At 71.5% G+C, this 23,405-nt stretch carries 21 protein-coding genes; 5 read left to right on the top strand and 16 right to left on the bottom strand.

All coding sequences use genetic code 11. The features are described from left to right. Position 1: 1 nt before the first annotated feature. From D0Y53_RS00105 to rpsB, 16 genes are all read right to left on the bottom strand, one after another. The gene (locus D0Y53_RS00105; protein WP_117201090.1) at positions 2-637 is read right to left on the bottom strand and encodes a hypothetical protein; all 636 of its coding nucleotides are present in this window, start codon (positions 635-637) and stop codon (positions 2-4) included. Positions 638-911: 274 nt separating this feature from the next. Next, complete coding sequence (locus D0Y53_RS00100; protein WP_117201089.1) at positions 912-1,577, bottom strand: ribonuclease HII; 666 nt, start codon at positions 1,575-1,577, stop codon at positions 912-914. A 48-nt stretch (positions 1,578-1,625) separates the two neighbouring features. Beyond that, a complete protein-coding gene (gene lpxB / locus D0Y53_RS00095) occupies positions 1,626-2,819 on the bottom strand; it encodes a lipid-A-disaccharide synthase (RefSeq protein ID WP_117201088.1) in 1,194 nt (397 codons plus the stop codon). Next, a complete protein-coding gene (gene lpxA, locus D0Y53_RS00090; RefSeq protein WP_117201087.1) occupies positions 2,816-3,607 on the bottom strand; it encodes an acyl-ACP--UDP-N-acetylglucosamine O-acyltransferase in 792 nt (263 codons plus the stop codon). Before lpxA ends, lpxB begins: the two co-directional genes overlap by 4 nt. Position 3,608: 1 nt before the next feature. After that, positions 3,609-4,085: a 3-hydroxyacyl-ACP dehydratase FabZ gene (fabZ, locus tag D0Y53_RS00085; RefSeq protein WP_386724348.1), complete on the bottom strand. Its 477-nt coding sequence runs from the start codon at positions 4,083-4,085 to the stop codon at positions 3,609-3,611. Between the two features lie 62 nt (positions 4,086-4,147). Continuing rightward, the gene (lpxD, locus tag D0Y53_RS00080) at positions 4,148-5,155 is read right to left on the bottom strand and encodes a UDP-3-O-(3-hydroxymyristoyl)glucosamine N-acyltransferase (RefSeq protein ID WP_117201086.1); all 1,008 of its coding nucleotides are present in this window, start codon (positions 5,153-5,155) and stop codon (positions 4,148-4,150) included. Between the two features lie 13 nt (positions 5,156-5,168). Continuing rightward, complete coding sequence (gene bamA / locus D0Y53_RS00075) at positions 5,169-7,676, bottom strand: outer membrane protein assembly factor BamA (RefSeq protein ID WP_117201085.1); 2,508 nt, start codon at positions 7,674-7,676, stop codon at positions 5,169-5,171. 73 nt (positions 7,677-7,749) lie between these two features. Then, a complete protein-coding gene (rseP, locus tag D0Y53_RS00070; protein WP_117201084.1) occupies positions 7,750-9,099 on the bottom strand; it encodes an RIP metalloprotease RseP in 1,350 nt (449 codons plus the stop codon). Then, complete coding sequence (locus D0Y53_RS00065; RefSeq protein ID WP_117201373.1) at positions 9,096-10,334, bottom strand: 1-deoxy-D-xylulose-5-phosphate reductoisomerase; 1,239 nt, start codon at positions 10,332-10,334, stop codon at positions 9,096-9,098. The genes rseP and D0Y53_RS00065 overlap by 4 nt, the downstream gene beginning before the upstream one ends. Positions 10,335-10,338: 4 nt before the next feature. Then, positions 10,339-11,175 carry a phosphatidate cytidylyltransferase gene (locus tag D0Y53_RS00060; RefSeq protein WP_117201083.1) on the bottom strand — a complete coding sequence of 279 codons (837 nt, stop codon included), beginning with the start codon at positions 11,173-11,175 and terminating at the stop codon, positions 10,339-10,341. Then, entirely contained in the window at positions 11,172-11,927 is a 756-nt protein-coding gene (uppS, locus tag D0Y53_RS00055; protein WP_117201082.1) for a polyprenyl diphosphate synthase, read from the bottom strand. Before uppS ends, D0Y53_RS00060 begins: the two co-directional genes overlap by 4 nt. 107 nt (positions 11,928-12,034) lie before the next feature. Continuing rightward, on the bottom strand, positions 12,035-12,592 hold the full coding sequence (gene frr, locus D0Y53_RS00050) for a ribosome recycling factor (protein ID WP_117201081.1): 558 nt from the start codon (positions 12,590-12,592) through the stop codon (positions 12,035-12,037). Between the two features lie 90 nt (positions 12,593-12,682). Beyond that, positions 12,683-13,585: a cation diffusion facilitator family transporter gene (locus tag D0Y53_RS00045; RefSeq protein ID WP_117201080.1), complete on the bottom strand. Its 903-nt coding sequence runs from the start codon at positions 13,583-13,585 to the stop codon at positions 12,683-12,685. Between the two features lie 75 nt (positions 13,586-13,660). Next, a complete protein-coding gene (gene pyrH, locus D0Y53_RS00040) occupies positions 13,661-14,392 on the bottom strand; it encodes a UMP kinase (RefSeq protein WP_117201079.1) in 732 nt (243 codons plus the stop codon). A gap of 393 nt (positions 14,393-14,785) precedes the next feature. Beyond that, a complete protein-coding gene (tsf, locus tag D0Y53_RS00035) occupies positions 14,786-15,658 on the bottom strand; it encodes a translation elongation factor Ts (protein WP_117201078.1) in 873 nt (290 codons plus the stop codon). Between the two features lie 220 nt (positions 15,659-15,878). Continuing rightward, positions 15,879-16,751 (bottom strand): 30S ribosomal protein S2, encoded by an 873-nt coding sequence (rpsB, locus tag D0Y53_RS00030; protein ID WP_117201077.1) that lies wholly within the window; start codon positions 16,749-16,751, stop codon positions 15,879-15,881. 305 nt (positions 16,752-17,056) lie between these two features. Between rpsB and map the strand changes: the two genes are divergently transcribed. The 5 genes from map to dapE all read left to right on the top strand — a co-directional run bounded on the left by map (position 17,057) and on the right by dapE (position 23,096). Continuing rightward, positions 17,057-17,833: a type I methionyl aminopeptidase gene (gene map / locus D0Y53_RS00025; RefSeq protein ID WP_117201076.1), complete on the top strand. Its 777-nt coding sequence runs from the start codon at positions 17,057-17,059 to the stop codon at positions 17,831-17,833. Next, positions 17,830-20,475 carry a [protein-PII] uridylyltransferase gene (gene glnD / locus D0Y53_RS00020; RefSeq protein WP_117201075.1) on the top strand — a complete coding sequence of 882 codons (2,646 nt, stop codon included), beginning with the start codon at positions 17,830-17,832 and terminating at the stop codon, positions 20,473-20,475. Before map ends, glnD begins: the two co-directional genes overlap by 4 nt. Next, positions 20,448-21,383 (top strand): 2,3,4,5-tetrahydropyridine-2,6-dicarboxylate N-succinyltransferase, encoded by a 936-nt coding sequence (gene dapD / locus D0Y53_RS00015; protein WP_233511592.1) that lies wholly within the window; start codon positions 20,448-20,450, stop codon positions 21,381-21,383. The genes glnD and dapD overlap by 28 nt, the downstream gene beginning before the upstream one ends. A gap of 89 nt (positions 21,384-21,472) precedes the next feature. Beyond that, positions 21,473-21,829, top strand: coding sequence for a Spx/MgsR family RNA polymerase-binding regulatory protein (locus tag D0Y53_RS00010; RefSeq protein WP_117201073.1), 357 nt, complete (start codon positions 21,473-21,475; stop codon positions 21,827-21,829). Positions 21,830-21,968: 139 nt separating this feature from the next. Then, positions 21,969-23,096 (top strand): succinyl-diaminopimelate desuccinylase, encoded by a 1,128-nt coding sequence (gene dapE / locus D0Y53_RS00005; protein WP_117201072.1) that lies wholly within the window; start codon positions 21,969-21,971, stop codon positions 23,094-23,096. Positions 23,097-23,405 lie beyond the last annotated feature (309 nt).

Here is a 23,405-nt window from a genome sequence, read left to right as displayed (position 1 = left end):
CTCAGAAGATGTGGAACAGCGCGCGCGGGCGGGCGTTGTCGCCAGCGTAACGGCTCTGGTTCACGTGCAGGTGGTGGCGCCACAACGCGACCTCGGCCAGGCGATCGCGGATCCAGGCGCGGCGCCGCGCCGGGCCGTCGCCCGGCGGCCGCGCCTCGTCGCGGTAGGCGCAGAAGTCGCGGTACTCGTCGGCTTCGGCGGCGAACGCCGGCCACGCCAGTTCGATCAGCAGCACGTCGTCGAGCTTGCCGATCAGGGGCTCGTGGTCCGGGATCAGGTCGTCGTCCTGGTCGATGTAGGCCAGCAGGCGGTGCAGCCGCGCGCGCAGCGCGGCGTCGGCGTCCCAGTCGGCGTCCGCCAGCAGCGTGCGCAGCGCCTCCAGCCGGCGCAGGCGATGATCGAGTACGTCCTGCGCGGCCGCGGGCGGCAGCGAGGCCAGCCACAGGCACAGGTCGTGCACGCGCCGGGCGTCCACGTGCGGCGCGGCGGGATGGATGTCGTGCAGCAGGCGGTCGAACCGGGCGACCGCCTGCGGGCGCAGCGACAGGCCCGGAGGCAGCGGCGCCTGCGCGTCGGGCGCGGGGAAACCGGCGAACGGCAGCGGTTCTTCGGTGACGGTGGGGATGGCAGCGCGCATGGCACACCTCGCTGGTCCGGCCGGTGGCGGCGAAGCGGTGCGCGTCGGCCGGCGTGCGCGACCGCGATCCGGGGCCTCGGCGAGGCCCGCGGGCCAGCAGGGCCCGCGCGCGGAGCGGGCAGCGAACCCGTTCCGGCGGTGCGGATCCGCGTGCGGCGGGTCCGCCGGCGACCGCCCCAGGGCGGGCGCGGTCGATCTATCGATACGCGCCGAGCATGCGCCGTTGCGGCGGGTTTGTCGTGCGGCAAAAGTCGGGGTGACCCTCGGCCGGGATTCAGGCCGGCAGGCCGTGCGGCGGGCATTCAGCGAACAGATCCGGACCCTGCAGGCACGCGCGCACCGGGGCAAAGCTGCGGCGGTGCGCCGGACATGGCCCGAATCGTGCGAGCGCGTCCAGGTGCGCCGGCGTGGCATAGCCCTTGTGCTCGTCGAAGCCGTAGTCCGGCCAGCGCGTGTGCAGCGCGCGCATGTGGCGGTCGCGCGCGACCTTGGCCAGGATCGAGGCGGCCATGATCGCGCGGTCGCTGGCGTCGCCGCCGACGATGGCCTCGGCGGCGCACGGCAGCCCGGGCGGCACCACGTTGCCGTCGATCCGCGCCAGCAGCGGCCCGGGGGCCTCGAGCGCGGACAGCAGCCCGTCCAGCGCGCGACGCATGCCCAGCAGCGTGGCCTGGAAGATGTTGACGCGGTCGATCTCCTCGACCTCCACGAACACGATTCGCCAGGCCAGCGCACGCGCCACGATGCGCGGGTACAGCGCTTCGCGACGCTCGGCGCTGAGCTGCTTGGAATCGTCCAGGCCGTTGACCGGGGTACGCCCCGGCGCGAACGCCACCGCCGCGACCACCACCGGCCCGGCCAGCGGTCCGCGTCCGGCCTCGTCGACCCCGGCGATCAGCGGACGGACAGCGTCAGGCGGGGAGGGCGGCTCGGCGTGCATGGCGCGAGTGTGGCCGCGGAGCGGGACGCAGCGCAATCGCCCGCCGCGCTACGGCAAGGCGGCCGTGCCGGACTGCCGCGTCCCGGCGTCGCCCGGCAGCTCCAGCACCGCCGCGGCTGCGTGCGCGGACGCGTCCCGGCGCAGGCTCTCGTGGAGGGCGCGGAACCGCGGCCGCAGCGCTGCCACCGCCTCGGGCTGGGCAAACCATTGCAGCACCGCGGCGGCGAGATTCTGCGGGGTGCAGGCGTCCTGCAGCAGTTCCGGCACCAGTTCCTCGCCGGCGAGCACGTTCGGCAGGCCGACGAAGCGCGACTTCAGCAGCCCCAGCGTCTTGACGATGCGGTAGCTCGCCGGCGCGATGCGGTGGCCGATCACCATCGGCCGCTTGCACAGCATCGCCTCCAGCGCGGCGGTGCCCGAGGCCAGCAGCACCACGTCGGCGGCAATCATCGCCGCCTGCGCCTGCCCGTCGAGGATGCGTACGCGCGCGGGTGGGTACGCGGCCGCGGACACCTGCGACTGGATCGCCGCGCGACAGGCGGCGTTGGCGGCAGGCAGCAGGAGTTGCAGCTCGGGGATCTCGCGCGCGATCAGCGCCGCGGCTTGCAGGAACAGCGGCAGCATGCGCTCGATTTCCCCGAGCCGGCTGCCCGGCAGCAGCGCCAGCACCGGGTCGTGGAAGGCGACGCCGAGCGCGGTGCGCACGCCGGCGCGGTCGGGTTCCAGCGCGATCGCGTCGGCCAGCGGATGGCCGACGAAGCGCGCGTCCACGCCATGCCGTGCGTAGATCGCCGGCTCCATCGGGAACAGGCACAAGACGCGGTCGGCGCTGCGGCCGATCCTTTCGGCGCGCGATTCCCGCCAGGCCCACACCGAGGGACTGACGTAGTGCACGGTGCGCACGCCGCGGCGCTTGAGCCAGCGCTCCACGCCGAGGTTGAAGTCGGGGGCGTCGATGCCGACGAACACGTCCGGCCGCCACGCCAGCGTCCGCTCGCGCAGTTCGCGGCGCAGGCGCAGCAGGCGCGGCAGATGGCGCAGCACTTCCGCCAGTCCCATCACCGCCAGTTCGCCGGCGTCGTGCCAGGTGTCGACCCCGGCCGCGCGCATCGCGTCGCCGCCGATGCCGGCGAATTGCGCCCCGGGACAGCGCGCGCGCAGCGCCGCGACCAGGCCGGCGCCGAGCTGGTCGCCGGAAGCCTCGCCGGCGCACAGCGCGATGCGCACCGGACCGGGCCTCACCGCAGCAACGGCCGCTCGCCGCGCTCGATGAACTCGAGCAGCGCGCGCACGTCGTCGCTGTCGCGCGCCAAGGCGGCGAGTTGTTGCTTGGCCTCGTCCAGCTTCACCCCGGACACGTACAGCGCGCGGTAGGCGCGCTTGATCGCGGCGATGCGCTCGCCGTCGAAGCCGCGGCGCTTCAGGCCTTCGGCATTGACCCCGCGCGGGCGGCCGTAGCCTTCCTGCGCGACCAGCACGTACGGCGGCACGTCGCCGTTGACGAACGCGCCCATGCCGACGAAGGCATGGGCGCCGATGCGGCAGAACTGGTGCACGCCGACGAAGCCGCTGAGGATCACGTGGTCGCCGATCTCCACGTGCCCGGCGAGGGTCGCGTTGTTGGAGAACACGCAGTGGCTGCCGACCCGGCAGTCGTGGGCGATGTGGACGTAGGCCAGCAGCCAGTTGTCGTCGCCGATGCGGGTGACGCCGCCGCCGTTGCCGGTGCCGCGGCTGATGGTGGCGAATTCGCGGATCACGTTGCGGTCGCCGATCAGCAGCTCGGTGCGCTCGCCGCCGAACTTCTTGTCCTGCGGGTCGCCGCCGATGGCGGCGTGGCCGTGGATGCGGTTGTCGCGGCCGATCCGGGTCGGGCCGTGGATGCTGCAGTGGGCGCCGACGACGGTGCCGTCGCCGATTTCCACTTCGGGGCCGATGACGCTGAACGCGCCGACCGCGACGCCGGCGCCGAGCCGCGCCGACGGGTCGATCACGGCGCTGGCGTGGATGCCGGGCGCGCTGCCGGCCATGTCAGCCCGCCACTTCCGCGCACAGCACCTCGGCGCAGGCGACCTGTTCGCCGTCGACCCGGGCGCTGCCGTGGTACAGGGCCATGTTGCGGATGTTGCGCTTGAGCTCGACCACGAGCTCCAGGCGATCGCCGGGCACCACCATCCGGGTGAACTTGGCGTTGTCGATCTTGACCAGGTAGAACAGCTTGCCGTCGGCGTCGGTGCCCTGCGAAAGCTGGGTCAGCAGGCCGCCGGCCTGCGCCAGCGCCTCGATCACCAGCACCCCCGGCATCACCGGATGCCCGGGGAAATGGCCCGGGAAGAACGGCTCGTTGACGCTCACGTTCTTGATGCCGACGATGCGCTTGTAGGCTTCGAACTCGACCACCCGGTCCACCAGCAGGAACGGATAGCGGTGCGGCAGCAGTCTCTGGATGGCGATGACGTCGATTGGCAATTGCACGTTGGGCATGTCCATGAGGGGGCGCTTGTCCATGAGGGGCGCGACCGCCGCCGCGGAGGGGTTCGGTGCCGGGTAACGACCGGCGCCGCCAGCGTTCAATTATCGCGCAAAGCGCCGAGCCGGCGGGCGAGGGCGTCCAGCTGCTTGAAGCGCGCGGCGCTCCTGCGCCAGCGGCGGTTGTCCATCAGCGGGGTGCCGGAGGAATATTCCCCGGGTTCGCGGATCGAGTGCGTCACCAGGCTCATCGCGGTGACCACGACGCGGTCGCACAGCTCCAGGTGCCCGAGCACGCCGGCGCCGCCGCCGATCAGGCAGTAGCGGCCGATCGTGGCGCTGCCGGCGACCGCCGCGCAGCCGGCCATCGCGGTATGCGCGCCGATGCGGACGTTGTGGCCGATCTGGATCTGGTTGTCCAGGCGCACGTCCTCCTCCAGCACGGTGTCCTCGATCGCGCCGCGATCGATGGTGGTGTTGGCGCCGATCTCGCAGTCGTCGCCGACGACGACGCCGCCGAGCTGCGGCACCTTCAGCCAGCGGCCGGCGTCCATCGCCAGGCCGAAACCGTCGGCGCCGAGCACCGCGCCGGGATGGATCAGCACCCGCCGGCCCAGGCGCACGCGTCGCACCAGGGTGACGCGGGCGACCAGCTCGCACTGCGCGCCGACCACGCAGTCCTCGCCGATCGCGCAGCCGGGGCCGAGCACCGCGCCGGCCCCGACCACGCTGCGCGCGCCGATGCTGACGAAGGCGCCGACCTGCGCGTCCGGGTGCACCCTGGCGCTGGCGTCGACCACGGCGCTGGGGTGCAGGCCCGGCGCCGGCGCCGGGCGCGTCTCGAACAGCGCCGCGGCCCGGGCGAAAGCCACGTAGGGATCGGCGGCGATCAGCGCGGTGCCGGGATAGCCCTCGGCGTCGGCGGCGCGCAGCACCACGATCCCGGCGCGCGTATGCGCGAGCTGGCCGCGGTAGCGCGGGTTGGCGAGGAAGCCGAGCGAGGCCGGCGTCGCCTGCGCCAGGGTCGCGACCCCGGACACGGTCGTGGCGGGATCGCCATGCAGGCCCAGGTCCAGGCGTCGGGCGAGTTCCTCGGCGCTGAACGGCATGACGCGCCCGCGGCTAGAACTGGCCGCCGAAGGAGAACTGCAGGCGCTCGGTCTCGTCGAACGGCTCGGTCCGCAGCGGGATCGCGTAGCTGATCGAGATCGGGCCCATCGGCGAGCGCCACAGCAGCGCGACGCCGGTGGAGGCGCGCAGCAGGCCGGCGTCGAAGTCGGCCCAGTCCCGGTACACGTTGCCGAAGTCCAGGAATGCGGAGATGCGCGCCGCCTTGGTGTCGAACAGGCGCGGGAAGAACAGCTCCAGCGAGCCGACCGTCTTGACCGAGCCGCCGACCGGGCGGCTGAAGCCGAAGGCGCTGGCGGCGCGCGGGCCGAGGGTGTTGTCGACGAAGCCGCGCACGCGGCCGCCGGAACTGATGCCGCCGGCGTAGAAGTTCTCGAAGAACGGCAGGCCGTCCGCGGTCACGGTCTTGACGTAGTCGGGCGAGGTGCCGGCGATGCACGGGTCGCTGGGCGGCGGCGGTGGCGGCGGATTCGGGTTGCCGGTGGTGGGCGGGGTCGGCGGCGTGTAGCACAGGTCGCGGGTCACCGCGTCGCCGTAGCTGTCGCCGTAGCCCAGGTTGACGCCGGTGCGCAGGATCAGCGCCGGGCTCAGCGGCCAGTACCTCGAGTATTCGTATTCGAGCTTGTAGTACTCGGCGGTCGAGCCGGGCAGCGCCACTTCCGCGGAGATCCGCTGGTAGCTGCCCACGCTGGGCATGAAGTAGTCGTTGCGGGTATCGCGCGCCCAGGCCAGCTGCCCGCGCCAGGTGTGGAAGGTGCGGTTGCCGATGGCGTCGATGTAATCCACGATCTCGTCGGGCGAGGAACCTCTGAAAGCGAGGATCTCGTTGCTGTCGATGCCGAACAGCGCCGAGACGGAATCCCACTCGGTGATCGGCAGGCCCATCACCAGTTGTGCGGCGCCGCTGTTGGTCGAGTACTGGGCGACGTTGAAGTTCGAATAGTCGAACTCGCGCCACCACAGGTTGTAGCCCAGCGACATGCCCTCGTCGGTGAAGTACGGGTTGATGAAGGAGAAGTCGTAGCGCTTCTGGTAGTAGCTGCGCTGGGCAGCGACCGACATCCGGTTGCCGGTGCCCAGGAAGTTGTTCTCCGACAGCTGCACCGAGGTGGTGACGCCGCTGAGCTGGGAATAGCCGACGCCGAACATGAAGCTGCCGGACGTGGTCTCCTTGACCGTGTAGACGACATCGACCTGATCGTTGCTGCCGGGCACCGGGACGTTCTCCACGTCCACCGTCTCGAAGTAGCCCAGCCGCTGCAGCCGGACCTTGGAGCGGTCGATCGCGGCCTGCGCGTACCAGCTGCCCTCGAACTGGCGCATCTCGCGGCGCAGGACCTCGTCGGAGGTACGGGTGTTGCCCTTGAATTCCACCCGGCGGATGGTGACGCGCGGTCCGGGAATCACGTTGAGGGTGATGCCGACGGTGCGCTCGGCGCGGTCGACCTCGGGGAGGACGTCGACCTTGGCGAAGGCATAGCCGATGTTGGACAGGGTGAGGCTGATCGCGTCGGAGGTGAGGTCGAGCAGGCGCCGCGAGAACACCTGCCCGGGCTTGACGATCACCCGCTTCTCGACTTCTGCCTTCGGCAGCACCGTGTCGCCGGTGAGTTCGACCTTCGACAGCTTGTACTGCTCGCCTTCGCTGAGGCCGGCGCTGATGAACATGTCGCGCTTGTCGGGGCTGATCTCGACCTGGGTGCTGTCGAGGCTGAAATCGACGTAGCCGCGGTCCAGGTAGAACGCGTTCAGTTTTTCCAGGTCGCCGGAGAGCTTCTCGCGCGAATACTGGTCGTCGCGCCGGTACCAGCTCATCCAGTTGCTTTCCCTGGACTCCCAGTTGTCGGTGATGAGCTCCTGGTCGAACTTCTCGTTGCCGATCAGGTTGATGTGGCGGATGTTGGCCGCCTTGCCTTCCTTGACGTCGATGGTGACGTCCACGCGGTTGCGGTCCAGGCGCGCCACGGCCGGCGTGATCACGACGTTGTACTTGCCGCGGTTGTTGTACTGGCGGATCAGCTCCTGGGTGACGCGATCCAGGTTCATGCGGTCGAAGGTCTCGCCCTCGGCCAGGCCGATGTCGGCCAGGCCCTTGAGCAGGTCGTCGGTCTTGATGTCCTTGTTGCCGACCAGGGTGAGCTTGTTGATCGCCGGGCGCTCGACCACGGTCACCACGAGGATGTCGCCCTGGCGGTCCAGGCGCACGTCCTCGAAGAAGCCGGTCTTGTACAGCGCGCGGATCGCCTCGGCGGCGCGGGCGCGGTCGAGGCGGTCGCCGCGCTCCACCGGCAGGTAGGTGAACACGGTGCCGGCGGAGATGCGCTGCAGGCCGTCGACGCGGATGTCGCTGACGGTGAACGTGCCGGGCAGGATGGGAGCGGTGGCGGCCGGGGCCGGGAGCGCGAACGGACTGGCGGTCTGCGCCGGCGCCGGAAATGCGGTCGCGGACAATGCCGGGACCAGGGCGAGGGCGAGCAGGCGGCGAGGGGGGAGTCGCGTCATCGTCACTTCCGGTTGGAGATCGAGACCACCGCGGCTGCGGTGGCGGTGTCGTCGCTGCGCGGCCGCCGGAGCGTCAGCGCAGCAGTTGCAGGATGTCGTTGTAGAACGCCAGACCCATCAGCCCGGCCAGCAGCGCCAGTCCGATGTATTGCCCGGCGACCATCGCGCGTTCGCTCAGCGGGCTGCCCTTGACCAGCTCGATAAGGTAATACAGCAGGTGGCCGCCGTCCAAGACGGGGATGGGCAGCAGGTTGATGATCGCCAGACTGAGCGACAACAGGGCCAGAAAGTTCAGGAACCAGGCCGGTCCGAGCTGCGCCGAGGCGTTGGCGTAGCGGGCGATGGTGATCGGTCCGGAGACGTTCTCCACCGAGGCGCGGCCGGTGACCAGGCGGCCGATCATTCCCAGCGAGTCGCGGGTGAGCTTTCCGGTCTCCTGCAGCGCCGCGGGCACCGCCGCCAGCGGCCCGTGGTGCAAGGTGGCGTCGTAAGCCGGCAACGGCGCCATCGCCGGGCCGATGCCCAGCGCCCAGTAGCTGCCGCGCTGCGGGTCGACGCGGCGGCGCGGGGTGATTTCCAGCGCCAGCCGCTCGCCGTCCCGGCGCACCTCGACCATGGCCGCGCGCGCGCCGATCGCCTGCACCCGCGGGCCGATGTCGTCGAAGTTCGCGACCGCGACGCCGTCGATCGCGGTCACCCGGTCGCCTTCGGCCAGGACGCCCCAGGCGGCGCTGCCGGGTTCGATCCGCCCGATCACCGGCGGCAGCAGCTGGTGGCGCGGGGTCAGGCCGATGCGCGCGATCGCCTGCGGCTGGTCGACGTCGGCCGGCAGCTGCGACAGGCGCAGGCGGCGGCTGACGGTGGCGCCGGCGGCCGTGCGTACCTGCAGCGGGGTGTCGTGGCGGTCCAGCGCCGCGGTCGCCAGCGCCAGCGCCGCCTCGCTCCAGGTCGGCGTCTGTCGCTCGCCGACCGCCAGCAGGGTGTCGCCACGCTGCAGGCCGGCGGCGGCGGCGATGCCTTCGGCGTGGCCCACGACCGGAGCGAAATCCGGGCGCCCGATCACGAACATGGCCCACAGCAATGCCACGCACAGCAGCAGGTTGGCGAGCGGGCCGGCGGCGACGATCGCGATCCGGCGCCCGACCGACTGGCGGTTGAAGGCCTGCGGCGCGTCGGCGGCGGCGACCTCGCCCTCGCGCTCGTCGAGCATGCGGACATAGCCGCCCAGCGGCAGCGCGGCGATCGCGAATTCGGTGCCGTCGCGGCCACGGCGCGACCACAGCGCCTTGCCGAAACCCACCGAGAAGCGCAGCACCCGCACCCCGCAGCGGCGCGCGACCCAGTAGTGGCCGAATTCGTGGAAGGTCACCAGCACGCCGAGGCTGACGATCATCCACCACACCGAACCCAGGAACGTGCTCATGGCTGCGCGCTCATGCGCGGGCCCGCATGTCCGGCAGCGATCCAGGCCTCGGCGTGGCGGCGCGCGTGCGCGTCGGCGGCCAGCAGCGTGTCCAGCGAATCGGCGGCGGCGGCGGGCAGCGCGGCGAGGGTGTCTTCCACCAGCGCGGGAATCGACAGGAAACCGATCCGGCCCTGCAGGAACGCCGACACCGCGACCTCGTTGGCGGCGTTGAGCAGCGCCGGCGCGGTGCCGCCGGCCGCGAGTGCGGCAAACGCCAGACGCAGGCAGGGGAAGGCCTCCAGATCCGGCGGCTCGAACTCCAGCCGGCCGTGGGCCAGCAGGTCCAGGCCCGCGACCCCGGATTCGATCCGTTCCGGCCAGCCCAGGCCGACCGCGAGTGCGGTGCGCATGTCCGGCAGGCCCAGTTGCGCCAGGGTCGAACCGTCGACGAACTCGACCAGCGAATGCACCAGGCTCTGCGGATGCACCAGCACGCCGATGTCCGCGCCGGGCAGGCCGAACAGGTGGTGGGCCTCGATCACCTCCAGGCCCTTGTTCATCAGCGTGGCCGAGTCGACCGAGATCTTCGGGCCCATCGACCACTTCGGGTGCGCCACCGCCTGCGCCGGGGTGACCTCGCGCAGTTGTTCGCGGCTGCGGCCGCGGAACGGGCCGCCGGAGGCGGTCAGGAAGATCCGGCGCAGGCCGGCCCGGGCGCGGGCGCCGTCAGGGTTGCCGGCGTCGGCGCGCGCCGTCGCCAGGCACTGGAAGATCGCGTTGTGCTCGCTGTCGATCGGCACGATCCGGGCCCCGCCGCTGCGGGCCGCGGCGGTGAGCAGTTCGCCGGCCAGCACCAGCGATTCCTTGTTGGCCAGCAGCAGGCGCTTGCCGGCGCGCGCGGCCGCCAGGGTCGAGGCCAGGCCGGCGGCGCCGACGATCGCCGCGATCACGGTGTCGCAGGCGTCGCCGGCCACCAGCGCGTCCAGCGCGGCCTCGCCGCAGTGCGCCTGCGTGTCCAGGCCGGCGTCCTGCAGGCCTGCGCGCAGCGCGGGGAACGCGGAGGCCTCGGCGATCACCGCATGCCGCGGCCGGTGCGTGTGGCACAGCGCCAGCAGCGCCTCGACGTTGCGGCCGGCGGCCAGCACGCTGGCGCGCAGGCGTGCGGGGTGGCGCGCGATCACGTCGAGCGCCGAAGCGCCGATCGAACCGGTGGCGCCGAGCACGGCGACCTCGCGGGTGGTGGCCGACGGCATCATCTCAGAACCCGAGCCAGGCCTTGCCGAGCGCGAACACGGGCAACGCGGCGATCACGCCGTCGATGCGGTCGAGGATGCCGCCGTGGCCGGGGATCAGGTCGCCCGAATCCTTGGCGCCGACGTGACGCTTGAGCAGGCTCTCGAACAGGTCGCCGATCACCGAGAACCCGACCGCGACCAGCGCCACCAGCGCCACCGCCGGCAGCTGCGCCGCCGTGGCCCCGGCCAGCGGCGCGAACGCCAGCGCTACCGCGAGCCCGGCGACCAGGCCCCCGAACAGTCCCTCGACGGTCTTGTTGGGGCTGATCCGCGGGCTCAGCTTGCGGCGGCCATAGTGGCGGCCGACGAAATAGGCGCCGGAATCGGCGGCCCAGACGATCGCCAGCGCCACGAACAGCCAGCGGTGGCCGTTGGGCTGGCTGGCGTGCAGCACCCCCAGCGCGCACCAGGCCGGGACGATCGCCAGGGTGCCGGCAGCGAGCTTGAACACCCGCCCGTGGGTGGCGTGGTCGGAAGCGAAGCCGAAATGCTTCAGCCACAGCGCCGCCAGCAGCCACCAGATCACGCCCAGCACCACCATGATCTGCAGCAGCACGTAGCTGAAACCTTCGCTGGTGCGCGAGGCCCAGACGATGGCGACCATCAGCGCCAGGTTGGCCACCAGCAGCACGGTCCGCGCCAGGGTGTCGTCGATGTCGGCGAGCCGGAACCATTCCCACAGCCCGGCGAGGAAGACCACGGCGGCCAGCGCCACCAGCCACGGCGTCGGCAGCAGCAGGATCGCGGCGATCGCCAGCGGGGTCAGCACCAGCGCTGCGAGCACGCGGGTCTTGGTCATGCGGAAGTCTCGTCCTGGGAACCTGCGACCTGGGCGCCGGTGAGGCCGAAGCGGCGTTCGCGGCTGGCGTAATCGTCGAGGGCGCGTCGCAGTGTGGCCGCATCCAGCTCCGGCCACAACGTTTCGGTGAACCACAGTTCGGTGTAGGCCAGCTGCCAGAGCAGGAAATTGCTGATCCGGAAGTCGCCGCCGGTGCGGATGAACAGATCCGGCGGAGGCAGGTCGGCCAGCGCCACGCGGCTGGCGAACAGGGCCTCGTCGATGGCCTGCGGCTGCAACCGGCCGGCGGCGACGTCGGCGGCCAGGCTGCGCGCGGCGGCGGCGATGTCCTGGCGGCCGCCGTAACTGGCGGCGATGGCCAGCTGCAGGCGGGTGTTGCCGACGGTCAGCGCCTCGGCCTGGTCCATGCGCGCGCGGATCGCGTCGGAGAAGCGCATGCGCTCGCCGATGAAGCGGACGCGCACGCCGCGGCGGTGCAGTTCGGCGACCTCGCGCTCCAGGGCGTTCATGAACAGCTTCATCAGCGCGCCGACCTCTTCCTGCGGCCGCCCCCAGTTCTCGCTGGAAAAGGCGAACAGGGTCAGCGCCTGGATCCCGGCGTCGAGGCAGAAGTCGATGCACAGGTTGACCGCGCGCGCGCCGGCGCGGTGGCCGACCGCGCGCGGGCGGTGGCGCTGCTGCGCCCAGCGGCCGTTACCGTCCATGATCACGGCCAGGTGGCGCGGGATCCGCGATGCGGGTGCGTCAACCATGGATGGGGGCCTGGCCTTGCGCCGGCGCAGCCGGGACGGCGCGCGCCCGTCGACCGGCCGCCGCTGGCAACGAATTCCGATTCCCCATTCCGGTGTCCGGCGGCACGTCAGACCGCCATCAGCTCCTGTTCCTTGGCCTTGACCACGTCGTCGACGTCCTTGATCGCCTTGTCGGTGAGCTTCTGGATCTCGGCCTCGCTGCGGTTGCACTCGTCCTCGCTCGCCTGCTTGTCCTTGAGCAGCTCCTTGACCCGCTGGTTGGCGTCGCGGCGGATGTTGCGGATCGCGACCTTGGCGGCCTCGCCCTCGCCGTGCACGTGCTTGGACAGCTCGCGCCGGCGCTCCTCGGTCAGCGCCGGCAGGTTGATGCGAATCACGGTGCCGGCGGTGTTCGGTGTCAGGCCCAGATCGGAGGCGAGGATCGCCTTTTCCACCGGGCCGACCATCTGCTTTTCCCACGGCGTGATGGCCAGCGAGCGCGCGTCGACGACGGCGATGCTGGCGACCTGGGGCAGCGGCATGTCGGTGCCGTAGTAGTTGACCTTGAGGTGGTCGACCAGCGCCGTGGAGGCGCGTCCGGTGCGGACCTTGGTGAGGTCGTGGCGCAGGGCCTCGACGCTCTTGGCCATGCGCGCCTGGGCGTCTTTCTGGATGTCGCTGATCATCGCTGGCTCCGGACCGGAATCGTCGGCCGCCAAGTATAGCGGGGCCGTGCGCGCCGCTCCGCGGCGCCGGCTCCGGCCGGGCTCGCGGGTTCAGTGGGCGTGCGGCGCGCGGTCGTGGCGGTCGTGCTCGCAGGCGCTGCCGTGCTCGATCTGCAGGGTGGGGTGGTTGATGCCGAAACGGCGGTCCAGCTCGTCGCTGATGCGGTCGATGAAGGCGTCGTGGTCGGCGCCGGCCGGCCGCACCAGATGCACGGTCATCGCCACCTCGCCGGCGCCCAGCGACCAGATATGCAGGTGGTGCACCGCGCTGACGCCGTCCTGCGCGGCGAGCCAGTCGCGGACCCGGGCCTGGTCGATCGCGGCCGGTACCGCGTCCATCGCCGCATTGAAGGCCTCGCGCAGCAGGCCGAAGGCGCTGAGTGCGACCACCGTGCCGACCAGCAGTCCGGTGGCCGGGTCCAGCCAGCGCCAGCCCAGCTGCAGCATGCCGAAACCGGCCAGCACCGCCGCCAGCGACACCGCGGCGTCGGCCAGCAGGTGCAGGTAGGCGCCGCGGCGGTTGAGGTCCTGGCCGTGGCCCTCGCGCAGCAGCCACGCGGTGCCGAGGTTGACGGCGATGCCGAGCGCGGCGACCACGATCACCGGCAGTGCCGGCACCTGCGGCGGTGCGCCGAGCCGGCGCACGGCCTCCCACGACAGCGCGCCGGCGAAGCCGACCAGCAGCAGGGCGTTGGCCAGCGGCGAGAGCAGGGTGGCGCGGCGCCAGCCGTAGGTGTGGTGCTCGGTCGGCAGGCGCCTGGCCATCACCGCCGCGCCCCAGGCCAGGCCCAGGCCGAGCACGTCGCCGAGGTTGTGCAGCGCGTCCGAGAGCAGCGCCAGCGAATCGGTGGCGAAGCCGTAGCCGGCCTCGACCGCGGTGTAGGCGAGGTTGACCAGGGTGACGATGGCGAAGGCGCGGGTGGCCGAGCCGTGGAAGTGGCCGTGGTCGGGCATGCGGTTATGGTGGCAGCGTGGCCGCGGCGGACACTATTGCGGCTGCCGGGACCGTCGGGCGGCGGGCCGGGGCGCTCAGGGCGCGCCGTTGCGGCCCTGTACCAGGGTGCCGATGTCCTCGCCGCGCAGGATCCGCAGCAAGGTACCCGGCTGGGACATGTCGAACACCCGCAGCGGCAGGTCGCTGTCGCGCGCCAGCGCGAACGCGGCGGTGTCCATCACCTGCAGGTCGCGCGCGAGCACCTCGTCGTAGCTGAGCTTCGAATAGCGCTTCGCGTCCGGATGCTTTTTCGGGTCCTTGTCGTACACGCCGTCGACCTTGGTCGCCTTCAGCAGCAGGTCGGCGCCGATCTCGATCGCGCGCAGCGCGGCGCCCGAATCGGTGGTGAAGAACGGGTTGCCGGTGCCGGCGGCGAAGATCACCAGCCGGCCCTTCTCGAGGTGGCGGATCGCGCGGCGGCGGATGTAGTCCTCGCACACGTCGTTGATCTTGATCGCGCTCATCACCCGCGCCTTGGCGCCGAGCTTCTCCAGCGCGTCCTGCATCGCCAGGGCGTTGATCACGGTGGCCAGCATGCCCATCTGGTCGCCGGTGACCCGGTCCATGCCGCCGGCCGCCAGCCCGGCGCCGCGGAAGATGTTGCCGCCGCCGATCACCAGCGCGACCTCGGCCCCGGCCTGCTGCGCCTCGACCACCTCGCGCGCCAGCCGCCCGATCACCTTGGGGTCGATGCCGTAGTCCTCCTCGCCCATCAACGCCTCGCCGGACAGCTTGAGCAGGACACGGCGATAGGCAAGCTGCGACATGGGCGGGCTCCGGGCGGGGATTGCCGGAAATTGTAACGGAGCCGGCCTCGAAGCCGGCTTGCAAGATCACGCGAGGCGTCGGGTGCGCTTGCCCCGGGGTGCGAATGTCCCCCGGCGCCGGCCTTTGGCCGCCTCCTCCTCCTTTACTTCGCACCCCGGGGCAAGCGCACCCGGCTTTCCGGAAAAGTTCGCGATCGGCCAGGCGCGGTGGGGGCCGGGGGCCTTTGGGGCGAAGTAAGGGAGGAGGCAGCCGCCGCAGGCGGATGCCGGGGGACATTCGCCCCAAAGGCCTCCGGTTCCCACCTCGCATCCGGATCCATCAAAGAAAAGCCCCGCCGGAGCGGGGCTTTTCCATCGACACCGGTTGTCGGCGCGGAGTGGACCGCGACGTTCCTACGCCAGTCCGGCCTGCTTCATGACTTCCGAAGCGAAGTCGTCGGCCTGCTTCTCGATGCCCTCGCCGACCGCCAGGCGGGCGAACGCCACCACCTGTGCGCCGCCGGCGGCCTTGAGTGCGGCCTCGACCGTCTGGTTGGTGTCCAGCACGTAGGGCTGGCCGGTGAGGCTGATCTCGTTGAGGGTCTTGGCGATCTTGCCGGAGATCATCTTTTCCAGGATCTCGGCCGGCTTGCCGGAATCCTTGACCTGGGCCAGCGCGATTTCCTTTTCGCGGGCGACGAAGTCGGCCGGCACGTGCGCCGGCGAGATGTACGGGGGGTTCATCGCCGCGATGTGCATCGCCAGCCCGCGCGCCAGCTCGGCGTTGCCGCCCTTGACCTCGACCAGCACGCCGATGCGGCCGCCGTGGACGTAGGCGCCGATGGTGTCGGCGCTGTCGATGCGCGCCATGCGCCGCACCTGCACGTTCTCGCCGACCTTGGCGATCAGTGCCGAACGCGCTTCCTCGACGCTCTCGCCGGACGGCAGCTTCGCCGCCTTCAGCGCGTCGATGTCGGCGGCGCCGAGCGCGATCCGGGCCACGGCCTCGGTGAAGGCGAGGAAGTTGGCGTCCTTGGCGACGAAGTCGGTCTCGGAATTGATCTCCACCAGCACCGCCTTGCCGGCGTCCTGGGCCATCGCGATGCGGCCCTCGGCGGCGACGCGGCTGGCCTTCTTGTCGGCCTTGGCCAGGCCGGTCTTGCGCAGCCAGTCGGCCGCGGCCTGGATGTCGCCGGCGTTCTCGGTGAGCGCCTTCTTGCATTCCATCATGCCGGCGCCGGTGCGCTCGCGCAGTTCCTTGACCAGGGATGCGGTGATTTCTGCCATGGGGGTTACCTCGTGATGTTTGGAATCGTCGTCCCTGCGCAAGCGGGGATCCGGTGTCCGGCTGCGACGGGACAAGTCGCCGGGTGGCTGGCCGCGTCCGTCCCTTCGGATCGGGTCTGCGGCCGTCCCGCCCCCTGCGCGCTTGTTCCGCCTGCGCAGGAATGACGGGCAAAAAACAGGAAACGCGGCCGCGTCACGCGCGGCCGCACGTGGGCCGCGCTTACTCGGCGGCCGGGGTCTCTGCGGCTGTCGGAGCGGCGTCGGCGGCCGGCGCGGCCTCGTCGGCCTTGGGCGCGGCGGCCTTCTTCGCCGGCGCCTTCTTCGCGGCGCGGCCGCGCGGCGCCTTGGCCGGGTTGCCGTCGGCGTCGAGCTCGACGAACTCGTCCTCGCGCACGGTCGCGGCCTGCGGCGCGGCGGCCTTGCCCTCGAGCACCGCGTCGGCGGCGGCGCGCGCGTACAGCTGCACCGCGCGGATGGCGTCGTCGTTGCCCGGGATCGGGTAGTCGACCAGCGCCGGGTCGTAGTTGGTGTCGACCACCGCGATCACCGGGATGCCGAGCTTGCGGGCTTCCTTGACCGCGATGTCCTCGTGGCCGATGTCGATCACGAACAGCGCGTCGGGCAGGCGGTTCATGTCCTTGATGCCGCCCAGCGAGGCCAGCAGCTTGTCGCGCTCGCGGCGCAGGCCCAGCACTTCGTGCTTGACCAGCTTCTCGAAGGTGCCGTCGGTCTCGGCGGCTTCCAGCTCCTTGAGGCGGCCGACCGACTTCTTGACCGTGGCGAAGTTGGTCAGGGTGCCGCCCAGCCAGCGCTGGGTCATGTACGGCATGCCGCAGCGCTCGGCCTCTTCCTTGACGGCGTCGCGCGCGGAGCGCTTGGTGCCGACGAACAGGATCATGCCGCGCTTCTGCGCGATGCCGGAGATGAAGTTCATCGCGTCGCCGAACAGCGGCACGGTCTTCTCGAGGTTGATGATGTGGATCTTGCCGCGGGCGCCGAAGATGTACGGCGCCATCTTCGGGTTCCAGTAGCGGGTCTGGTGGCCGAAATGGACGCCGGCTTCCAGCATCTGGCGCATGGTGATCTGGGGCATGGTGCGACTCCGATGGGGAACCCGCCGCCCGGAAGGGTGGGGACGGTGCGCCGGCCGCTGGGGCGGGCGCCGGGTTCCGGGGTTGGGCTTCCCTGCAGCTTCCGTGACCGAACCCCCGGGTCCGCGAGGACTCCGGAAGCACCCCGGCACGGGCTGTGGCGGCAGGTGTGTATTCGACGGTGGCGCCCGTCGGCGGCGGCCAGTCCGGGCCAAACCGGCCGGGACAGCCGCGGGATGATAAACGGAACCGTCGCCTGCGGGCAAGCCGCCGCCGGACCGGGCCGCGAATGGGCGATAATGCCCGCATGCAGATCGCCCTCAAAACCCCGGAAGAACTCCAGAAGATGCGCATCGCCGGCCGTCTGGCCGCCGAGGTGCTGCAAGTGGTCGCCCCGCACGTCAGGCCGGGCGTCAGCACGCAGGAGCTGGATCGCATCTGCCACGACCACATCGTCAACGTGCAGCAGGCGATCCCGGCGAACGTCGGCTACCGCGGCTTCCCGGCCACGGTCTGCACCTCGGTCAACAACGTCATCTGCCACGGCATCCCCAGCCCCGGCAAGGTGCTCAAGGACGGCGACATCCTCAACATCGACGTCACCGTGATCAAGGACGGCTGGCACGGCGACACCAGCCGCATGTACCTGGTCGGCGCCCCATCGGTGATGGCCAGGCGGCTGGTCGAGGTGACCCGCGAGGCCATGTTCCACGGCATCCGCGCGGTCCGCCCCGGGGCGACCCTGGGCGACATCGGCCACGCCATCCAGCGGCATGCCGAGAGCCACCGCTTCAGCGTGGTGCGCGAGTACTGCGGTCACGGCATCGGCACGGTCTACCACGACGAGCCGCAGGTGCTGCATTACGGCCGGCCCGGCGAGGGCCTGGTGCTGCGCGAAGGCATGACCTTCACCATCGAGCCGATGATCAACGAGGGCGCGCGCCACACCCGGGTGCTGCCCGACGGCTGGACCGTGGTCACCAAGGACCGCAAGCTGTCCGCGCAGTGGGAGCACACCGTCGCCGTGACCGCGGACGGGGTGGAGATCCTGACCCGGCTGCCGGGCGACGACAACGACCTGTGAGCACGCCGGCCGCCGCGGACGAACCCTCTGCGCGGCTCCCGGAATGGCAGCCCGCCGGCGCCGATGCCGGCTGGGCGGCGGCGGCGCGGGCTGCGCTGGCCGCCACCGACGCCGCGCTGGCGGCGCGCTTCGACCGCAATGACGACATCGATGCGCTGATCGCCGAGCGGACCCGCGCGGTGGATGCGTGGGTGCGTGCGGCCTGGTCGCGCTGCATCCCGGCGGACGCGCCGCTGGCGCTGTTCGCGGTCGGCGGCTACGGCCGCGGCGAACTGTTCCCGCATTCCGACCTCGACCTGCTGGTGCTGGCCGAGGCCGACGCCCAGGCCGCCTGCCACGAGGCCATCGCGCGCCTGTTCGCGCTGCTGTGGGACGCCGGCCTGGCGGCCGGGCACGCGGTGCGTTCGCCGGCGCAGTGCACCCAGGCCGCGCGCGAGGACATCACCGTGCTGACCGCGCTGTCGGAGGCGCGGCCGCTGCAGGCCGACGCCGCCGCGGATGCGCGCCTGCGGGCGGCGATCGCGCCGACGCTGGCATGGCCGCCGCGCGAGTACTTCCTGGCCAAGCGCGAGGAACAGCGCGCGCGGCATGCGCGCTTCGACGACACCAGCGACAACCTCGAGCCCAACCTCAAGGAAGGCCCCGGCGGCCTGCGCGACGTGCAGACCCTGCGCTGGATGGCGCTGCGCGTGCTCGGCGCGCGCGGACTGCAGCCGCTGGTCGCGCTCGGCCAGCTGGGCGCCGACGAATACGCCACGCTGGAGCGCGAGCGGCGCCTGCTGTCGCGCCTGCGCTACGGCCTGCACCTGGTCGCCGGCAAGCGCGAGGAGCGGTTGCGCTTCGATTACCAGAAGGCGCTGGCCGCGCGCCTGGGGCACGTGGACGCCGCCGGCAGCCTCGCGGTCGAGCAGATGATGCAGGGCTTCTACCGCAGTGCCGCGCTGGTGCTGCGGATCAACGAACGCCTGCTGCAGCGTTTCGAGGAACAGCTCGAGGGCGAGGCGGTGCCGGAACCGCTGGCGGCGGGCTACGACGCCCGCCGCGGCTACCTGCACGCCACCGATCCGGGCTGGCCGCGCGGGGTCGAGGACGTGTTCGCGCTGCTCGCGGTCTGGGCGGCGCACCCGCAGTTGCGCGGGCTGCATTCGCAGACCGCGCGCGCGCTGGCCGAGGCGCTGCCGCGCCTGCCCGACTATCCGCGCGCCGACGCCACGGTCCGCGCCCGCTTCATGGCGCTGCTGCGCGGGCCGCAGCCGGTGGAGACGCTGGCGCGGATGGCGCGGCTGGGGGTGCTCGGGCGCTGGATCCCCGCGTTCTCCCGCGTTTCCGGCCGCATGCAGTTCGACCTGTTCCACGTCTATACCGTCGATCAGCACACGCTCGCGGTGCTGCGCAACATCGCCGGTTTCGCCGGTGGCGTGGCCGATCCGCGCTTCGCGATCGCGCACGAAATTTGGCCGCGGCTGCGCAAGCCGGAGCTGCTGCTGCTGGCCGGCCTGTTCCACGACATCGCCAAGGGCCGCGGCGGCGACCATTCCGAGCTGGGCGCGGTCGACGCGCGCGACTTCTGCGCGGCGCACGGCCTCTCGGAAGGCGACACCGCGCTGGTGCAGTGGCTGGTGCGGCAGCACCTGCTGATGTCGGTCACCGCGCAGAAGCAGGACATCGGCGACTCCGACGTGATCCATCGCTTCGCCACGCGCGTGGCCGACCGCGAGCGCCTGGACCTGCTGTACCTGCTGACCTGCGCCGACATCGCCGGCACCTCGCCGAAGCTGTGGAACGCGTGGAAGGACCGCCTGCTCGCCGACCTGTACACCGCCACGCGGCTGGCGCTGCGGCGCGGCCTGGAGCATCCGCCCGCGGCCGCCGAGCGGGTCGCCGAAACCCGCGCGGCGGTACGCGCGCAGCTGCTGGCGCAGGGGCTGGAAGCGGCGGAAATCGAGCGCCTGTTCGCGCGCATTCCGGAAACGGGTTTCCTGCGCGGGCGGGTCGACAGCCTCGCCTGGCAGGCGGCGGCGCTGCGCGGCATCGAGGCCGGCGCCAGCACCGTGCGCGCGCGGCCGCTGGTGCAGCATGCCGGCGCGCTGGAGGTGTTCGTGTCCGCACCCGACCGCGACGGTCTGTTCGCCGCGATCGTCGCCACCCTCGACCGGCTCGGCCTGGCGATCCAGCAGGCGCGCTTGCTGGATGGTCCCGGCGGCCAGGTGTTCGACAGCTTCGAGGTGGTGCCGGCCGACGGCCAGCGCATCGTCGCCGCGGACGAGGTCGAGCGCCGCCTGTCCGCGGCGCTGGCCATCGCCGATCTCGACGGCATCCGCCCGGCGCGGCGCACCCAGCCGCGGCACCTGCGGCATTTCCGGCTGGTGCCGCAGATCGGTTTCGGCCTCAGCGCGGACGGCCGCCGCACCGTGCTCAGCCTGGTCTCGACCGACCGCCCCGGCCTGCTCGCCGACGTCACCCGCGTGCTGCGCCGGCAGCGGCTGCGGGTGCACGACGCGCGCATCGCCACCTTCGGCGAGCGCGCCGAGGACGTGTTCCAGATCACCGACGAGCGCGATCGGCCGCTCGCGGATCCGCAACAGCAGCAGGCGCTGCGCGATGCGCTGCTCGCCTGCCTCGAAGGAGAACAGCGGCCATGAGCCAGGACAAGAAGCCGGCAAGGAAGAAGCCCACGCAGAAGGTCGCCCGGAAGAAGGCCGTGCCCAAGGGGCCGGGCCTGGACGAGCTGAAGTTCATGATCGACAGCGCCTGGGAACGGCGCACGATGCTGACCATCGACGAGATCGAAGGCTCCACCCGGCCGACCGTGGAGCGCGTGATCGAAGGCCTGGAGAAAGGCGAGTTCCGCGTCGCCGAGCCCGACGGCAAGGGCGGCTGGCAGGTCAACGAATGGCTGAAGAAGGCGGTGCTGCTGTATTTCCGCACCCAGGAGATGGAGCTGATCGAGGCCGAGCCGGCGCCGTTCTGGGACAAGGTGCCGGCGCGCTTCGCCGGATTCGACGAGATCGCGTTCCGCAAGCTCGGCGCGCGCGTGGTGCCGGGCGCGGTCGTGCGCCGCGGCGCGCACATCGGCAAGGACGTGGTGCTGATGCCGAGCTTCGTCAACATCGGCGCCTACGTCGGCGCCGGCACCATGGTCGACACCTGGGCCACGGTCGGCAGTTGCGCCCAGGTCGGCAGGCACTGCCACCTGTCCGGCGGCGCCGGCATCGGCGGGGTGCTGGAGCCGCTGCAGGCCACGCCGACGATCATCGAGGACCACTGCTTCATCGGCGCGCGCTCGGAAGTGGTCGAAGGCGTGGTCGTCGGCCACCACAGCGTGATCGGGATGGGGGTGTTCCTCGGCCAGTCGACGCGGATCTACAACCGCATGACCGGCGAGATCGGCTACGGCGTGGTGCCGCCGGGCAGCGTGGTAGTGTCGGGGCAGCTGCCGGCGCAGGACGGTTCGCATTCGCTGTACTGCGCGGTGATCGTCAAGCACGTGGATGCGAAGACGCGCGCCAAGACCAGCGTCAACGAACTGCTGCGCGGGCTGGCCGATTGACATCGGGCTTGCCTTCCCGTCCGCGGGAGGTGCAGGGCGGACCAGGCGGCTTTACTGCCAGACACGGACACCGGACCACAATCCCGACCATGACCACCACTCTCTACGGCCTCTCCAATTGCGACACCTGCAAGAAGGCGCGCAAGTGGCTCGACCGCTTCGGCATCCCCCATGCTTTCGTCGACTACCGCGAGCAGCCGCAGTCGCCGGAAACCCTGCTGGCCTGGCGCGATGCGCTCGGCGGCTGGGACGCGATGGTCAACAAGTCCTCGACCACCTGGCGCAACCTGGCGCCGCAGCGCAAGACACCGAGGTCGGATGCGGAGTGGAAGTTGCTGCTGCGCGAATATCCGCAACTGATCCGTCGCCCTGTCGTCGTCACCGGCGACGACACCGTGTCGCAGGGCTTCAGCGACAACGGTTTCAAGGCGTGCTTCGGCAAATGATCTTCCTCTCGTTCTGCACCCAGTTGCCGTTGCCCCGGGCGCGGCGCGGGGTCTGTCGTTGCGGATCGAATACGGAAGTCATCTCGAGTGCGTTCGGCATGACGGCGTTTCGGGTCGCGAGCCTCGGCAGGGATCGGCCGTGAGCGAAGTGCTGAACCTCGCCAAGGAGCTGATCCTGCGCGCATCGGTCACGCCCGACGACGCCGGCTGCCAGGCCCTGCTCGCGCAGCGCCTGCAGCGCGCCGGCTTCGCCTGCCAATCGCTGCGTTACGGCGCGGTCGACAACCTCTGGGCGACCCACGGCAGCGACGGCCCGGTGCTGGTGCTGCTCGGCCATACCGACGTGGTGCCGCCGGGGCCGCGCGCGGCCTGGGCCAGCGATCCGTTCGTGCCGGAGGTGCGCGACGGCGTGCTGTACGGCCGCGGCGCCGCCGACATGAAGGGCAGTGTCGCCGCGTTCGTGGTCGCGCTGGAACGCTTCGTCGCCGCGCATCCGCGGCATCCGGGTACGGTCGCCCTGCTGCTGACCTCGGACGAGGAGGGCGACGCGATCGACGGCGTGCGCCGCGTCGCCGAGACCCTGCGCGAACGCGGCCAGCGCATCGACTGGTGCATCACCGGCGAGCCATCGTCGAAGCGGAAACTGGGCGACCTGTTGCGCGTCGGACGTCGCGGCACCCTGTCGGCGACGCTGACGGTGCACGGTGTGCAGGGCCACGTCGCCTATCCCGAAAAGGCGCGCAACCCGATCCATCTCGCCCTGCCGGCGCTGGCGGAACTCGCCGCGCGGCGCTGGGACGACGGGTACGAGAGCTTCCCGCCGACCAGCCTGCAGCTCAGCAACGTGCACGCCGGCACCGGCGCCAACAACGTGATCCCGGGCGAACTGCAGGCGTTGTTCAACCTGCGCTACAACCCGCACTGGACCGCGGCGCGGCTGGAATCCGAATGCGAAGCGGTCCTGCGCGCGCACGGCCTCGACTACAGCATCGCCTGGCATCGCGGCGGCGAGCCGTTCCACACGCCGGAAGGCCCGCTGCGCGCCGCGGCGCGCGAGGTGCTGGCCCGCTTTGCCGGCGCGGCGCCGGAGGAAAGTACCGGCGGCGGCACCTCCGACGCGCGCTTCCTCGCTCCGCTGGGTGCGCAGTGCGTCGAGATTGGCCCGGTCAACGCCAGCATCCACAAGGTCGACGAGCACGTCGCGGTCGCCGACCTGGAAGCGCTGCCCGACCTTTATCTGGCCTTGCTCGAACGCCTGCTGGCGTAGCGCTTCGAAAAAAGGCCTTCTCCCATCCCCGGGGATGGGCTTCTTGTGTTCCGGCCGAATCGGCTTCGGAGAGAGTCGCCGCTCGGCGGGCCGGTGCTGCGCCCTCCTGACGTCGTCCTGTCTTCAAGTCGGGTCGCAGGCCATTCCCGGGGCCCCTGGCCTGACCTCGGGAGATCGGTTTCGGGAGATCGGCTTCGGAGGGAGTCGCCACCCGGCGGGCTGGGGGTGCTGCGCCCTCCTGACGACCTCCTGTCTTTAAGTCGGGTCGTGGACCATCCATGGTCCACTCTCCGCACCCCCAGCCCGCCG

Source organism: Cognatiluteimonas weifangensis (assembly GCF_003416885.1).
Lineage (GTDB): Bacteria > Pseudomonadota > Gammaproteobacteria > Xanthomonadales > Xanthomonadaceae > Cognatiluteimonas > Cognatiluteimonas weifangensis.
The sequence above is the reverse complement of the archived record's forward strand: the minus strand, read 5'-3'. Positions and strand labels throughout refer to the sequence as shown.

Coding starts and splice junctions, on each gene's coding strand:
- D0Y53_RS00105 (WP_117201090.1), bottom strand. CDS start 637: ATGCGCGCTGCCATCCCCACCGTCACCGAAGAACCGCTGCCGTTCGCC.
- D0Y53_RS00100 (WP_117201089.1), bottom strand. CDS start 1,577: ATGCACGCCGAGCCGCCCTCCCCGCCTGACGCTGTCCGTCCGCTGATC.
- lpxA (WP_117201087.1), bottom strand. CDS start 3,607: ATGGCCGGCAGCGCGCCCGGCATCCACGCCAGCGCCGTGATCGACCCG.
- fabZ (WP_386724348.1), bottom strand. CDS start 4,085: ATGGACAAGCGCCCCCTCATGGACATGCCCAACGTGCAATTGCCAATC.
- lpxD (WP_117201086.1), bottom strand. CDS start 5,155: ATGCCGTTCAGCGCCGAGGAACTCGCCCGACGCCTGGACCTGGGCCTG.
- bamA (WP_117201085.1), bottom strand. CDS start 7,676: ATGACGCGACTCCCCCCTCGCCGCCTGCTCGCCCTCGCCCTGGTCCCG.
- rseP (WP_117201084.1), bottom strand. CDS start 9,099: ATGAGCACGTTCCTGGGTTCGGTGTGGTGGATGATCGTCAGCCTCGGC.
- D0Y53_RS00065 (WP_117201373.1), bottom strand. CDS start 10,334: ATGCCGTCGGCCACCACCCGCGAGGTCGCCGTGCTCGGCGCCACCGGT.
- D0Y53_RS00060 (WP_117201083.1), bottom strand. CDS start 11,175: ATGACCAAGACCCGCGTGCTCGCAGCGCTGGTGCTGACCCCGCTGGCG.
- uppS (WP_117201082.1), bottom strand. CDS start 11,927: ATGGTTGACGCACCCGCATCGCGGATCCCGCGCCACCTGGCCGTGATC.
- frr (WP_117201081.1), bottom strand. CDS start 12,592: ATGATCAGCGACATCCAGAAAGACGCCCAGGCGCGCATGGCCAAGAGC.
- D0Y53_RS00045 (WP_117201080.1), bottom strand. CDS start 13,585: ATGCCCGACCACGGCCACTTCCACGGCTCGGCCACCCGCGCCTTCGCC.
- pyrH (WP_117201079.1), bottom strand. CDS start 14,392: ATGTCGCAGCTTGCCTATCGCCGTGTCCTGCTCAAGCTGTCCGGCGAG.
- tsf (WP_117201078.1), bottom strand. CDS start 15,658: ATGGCAGAAATCACCGCATCCCTGGTCAAGGAACTGCGCGAGCGCACC.
- rpsB (WP_117201077.1), bottom strand. CDS start 16,751: ATGCCCCAGATCACCATGCGCCAGATGCTGGAAGCCGGCGTCCATTTC.
- map (WP_117201076.1), top strand. CDS start 17,057: ATGCAGATCGCCCTCAAAACCCCGGAAGAACTCCAGAAGATGCGCATC.
- D0Y53_RS00010 (WP_117201073.1), top strand. CDS start 21,473: ATGACCACCACTCTCTACGGCCTCTCCAATTGCGACACCTGCAAGAAG.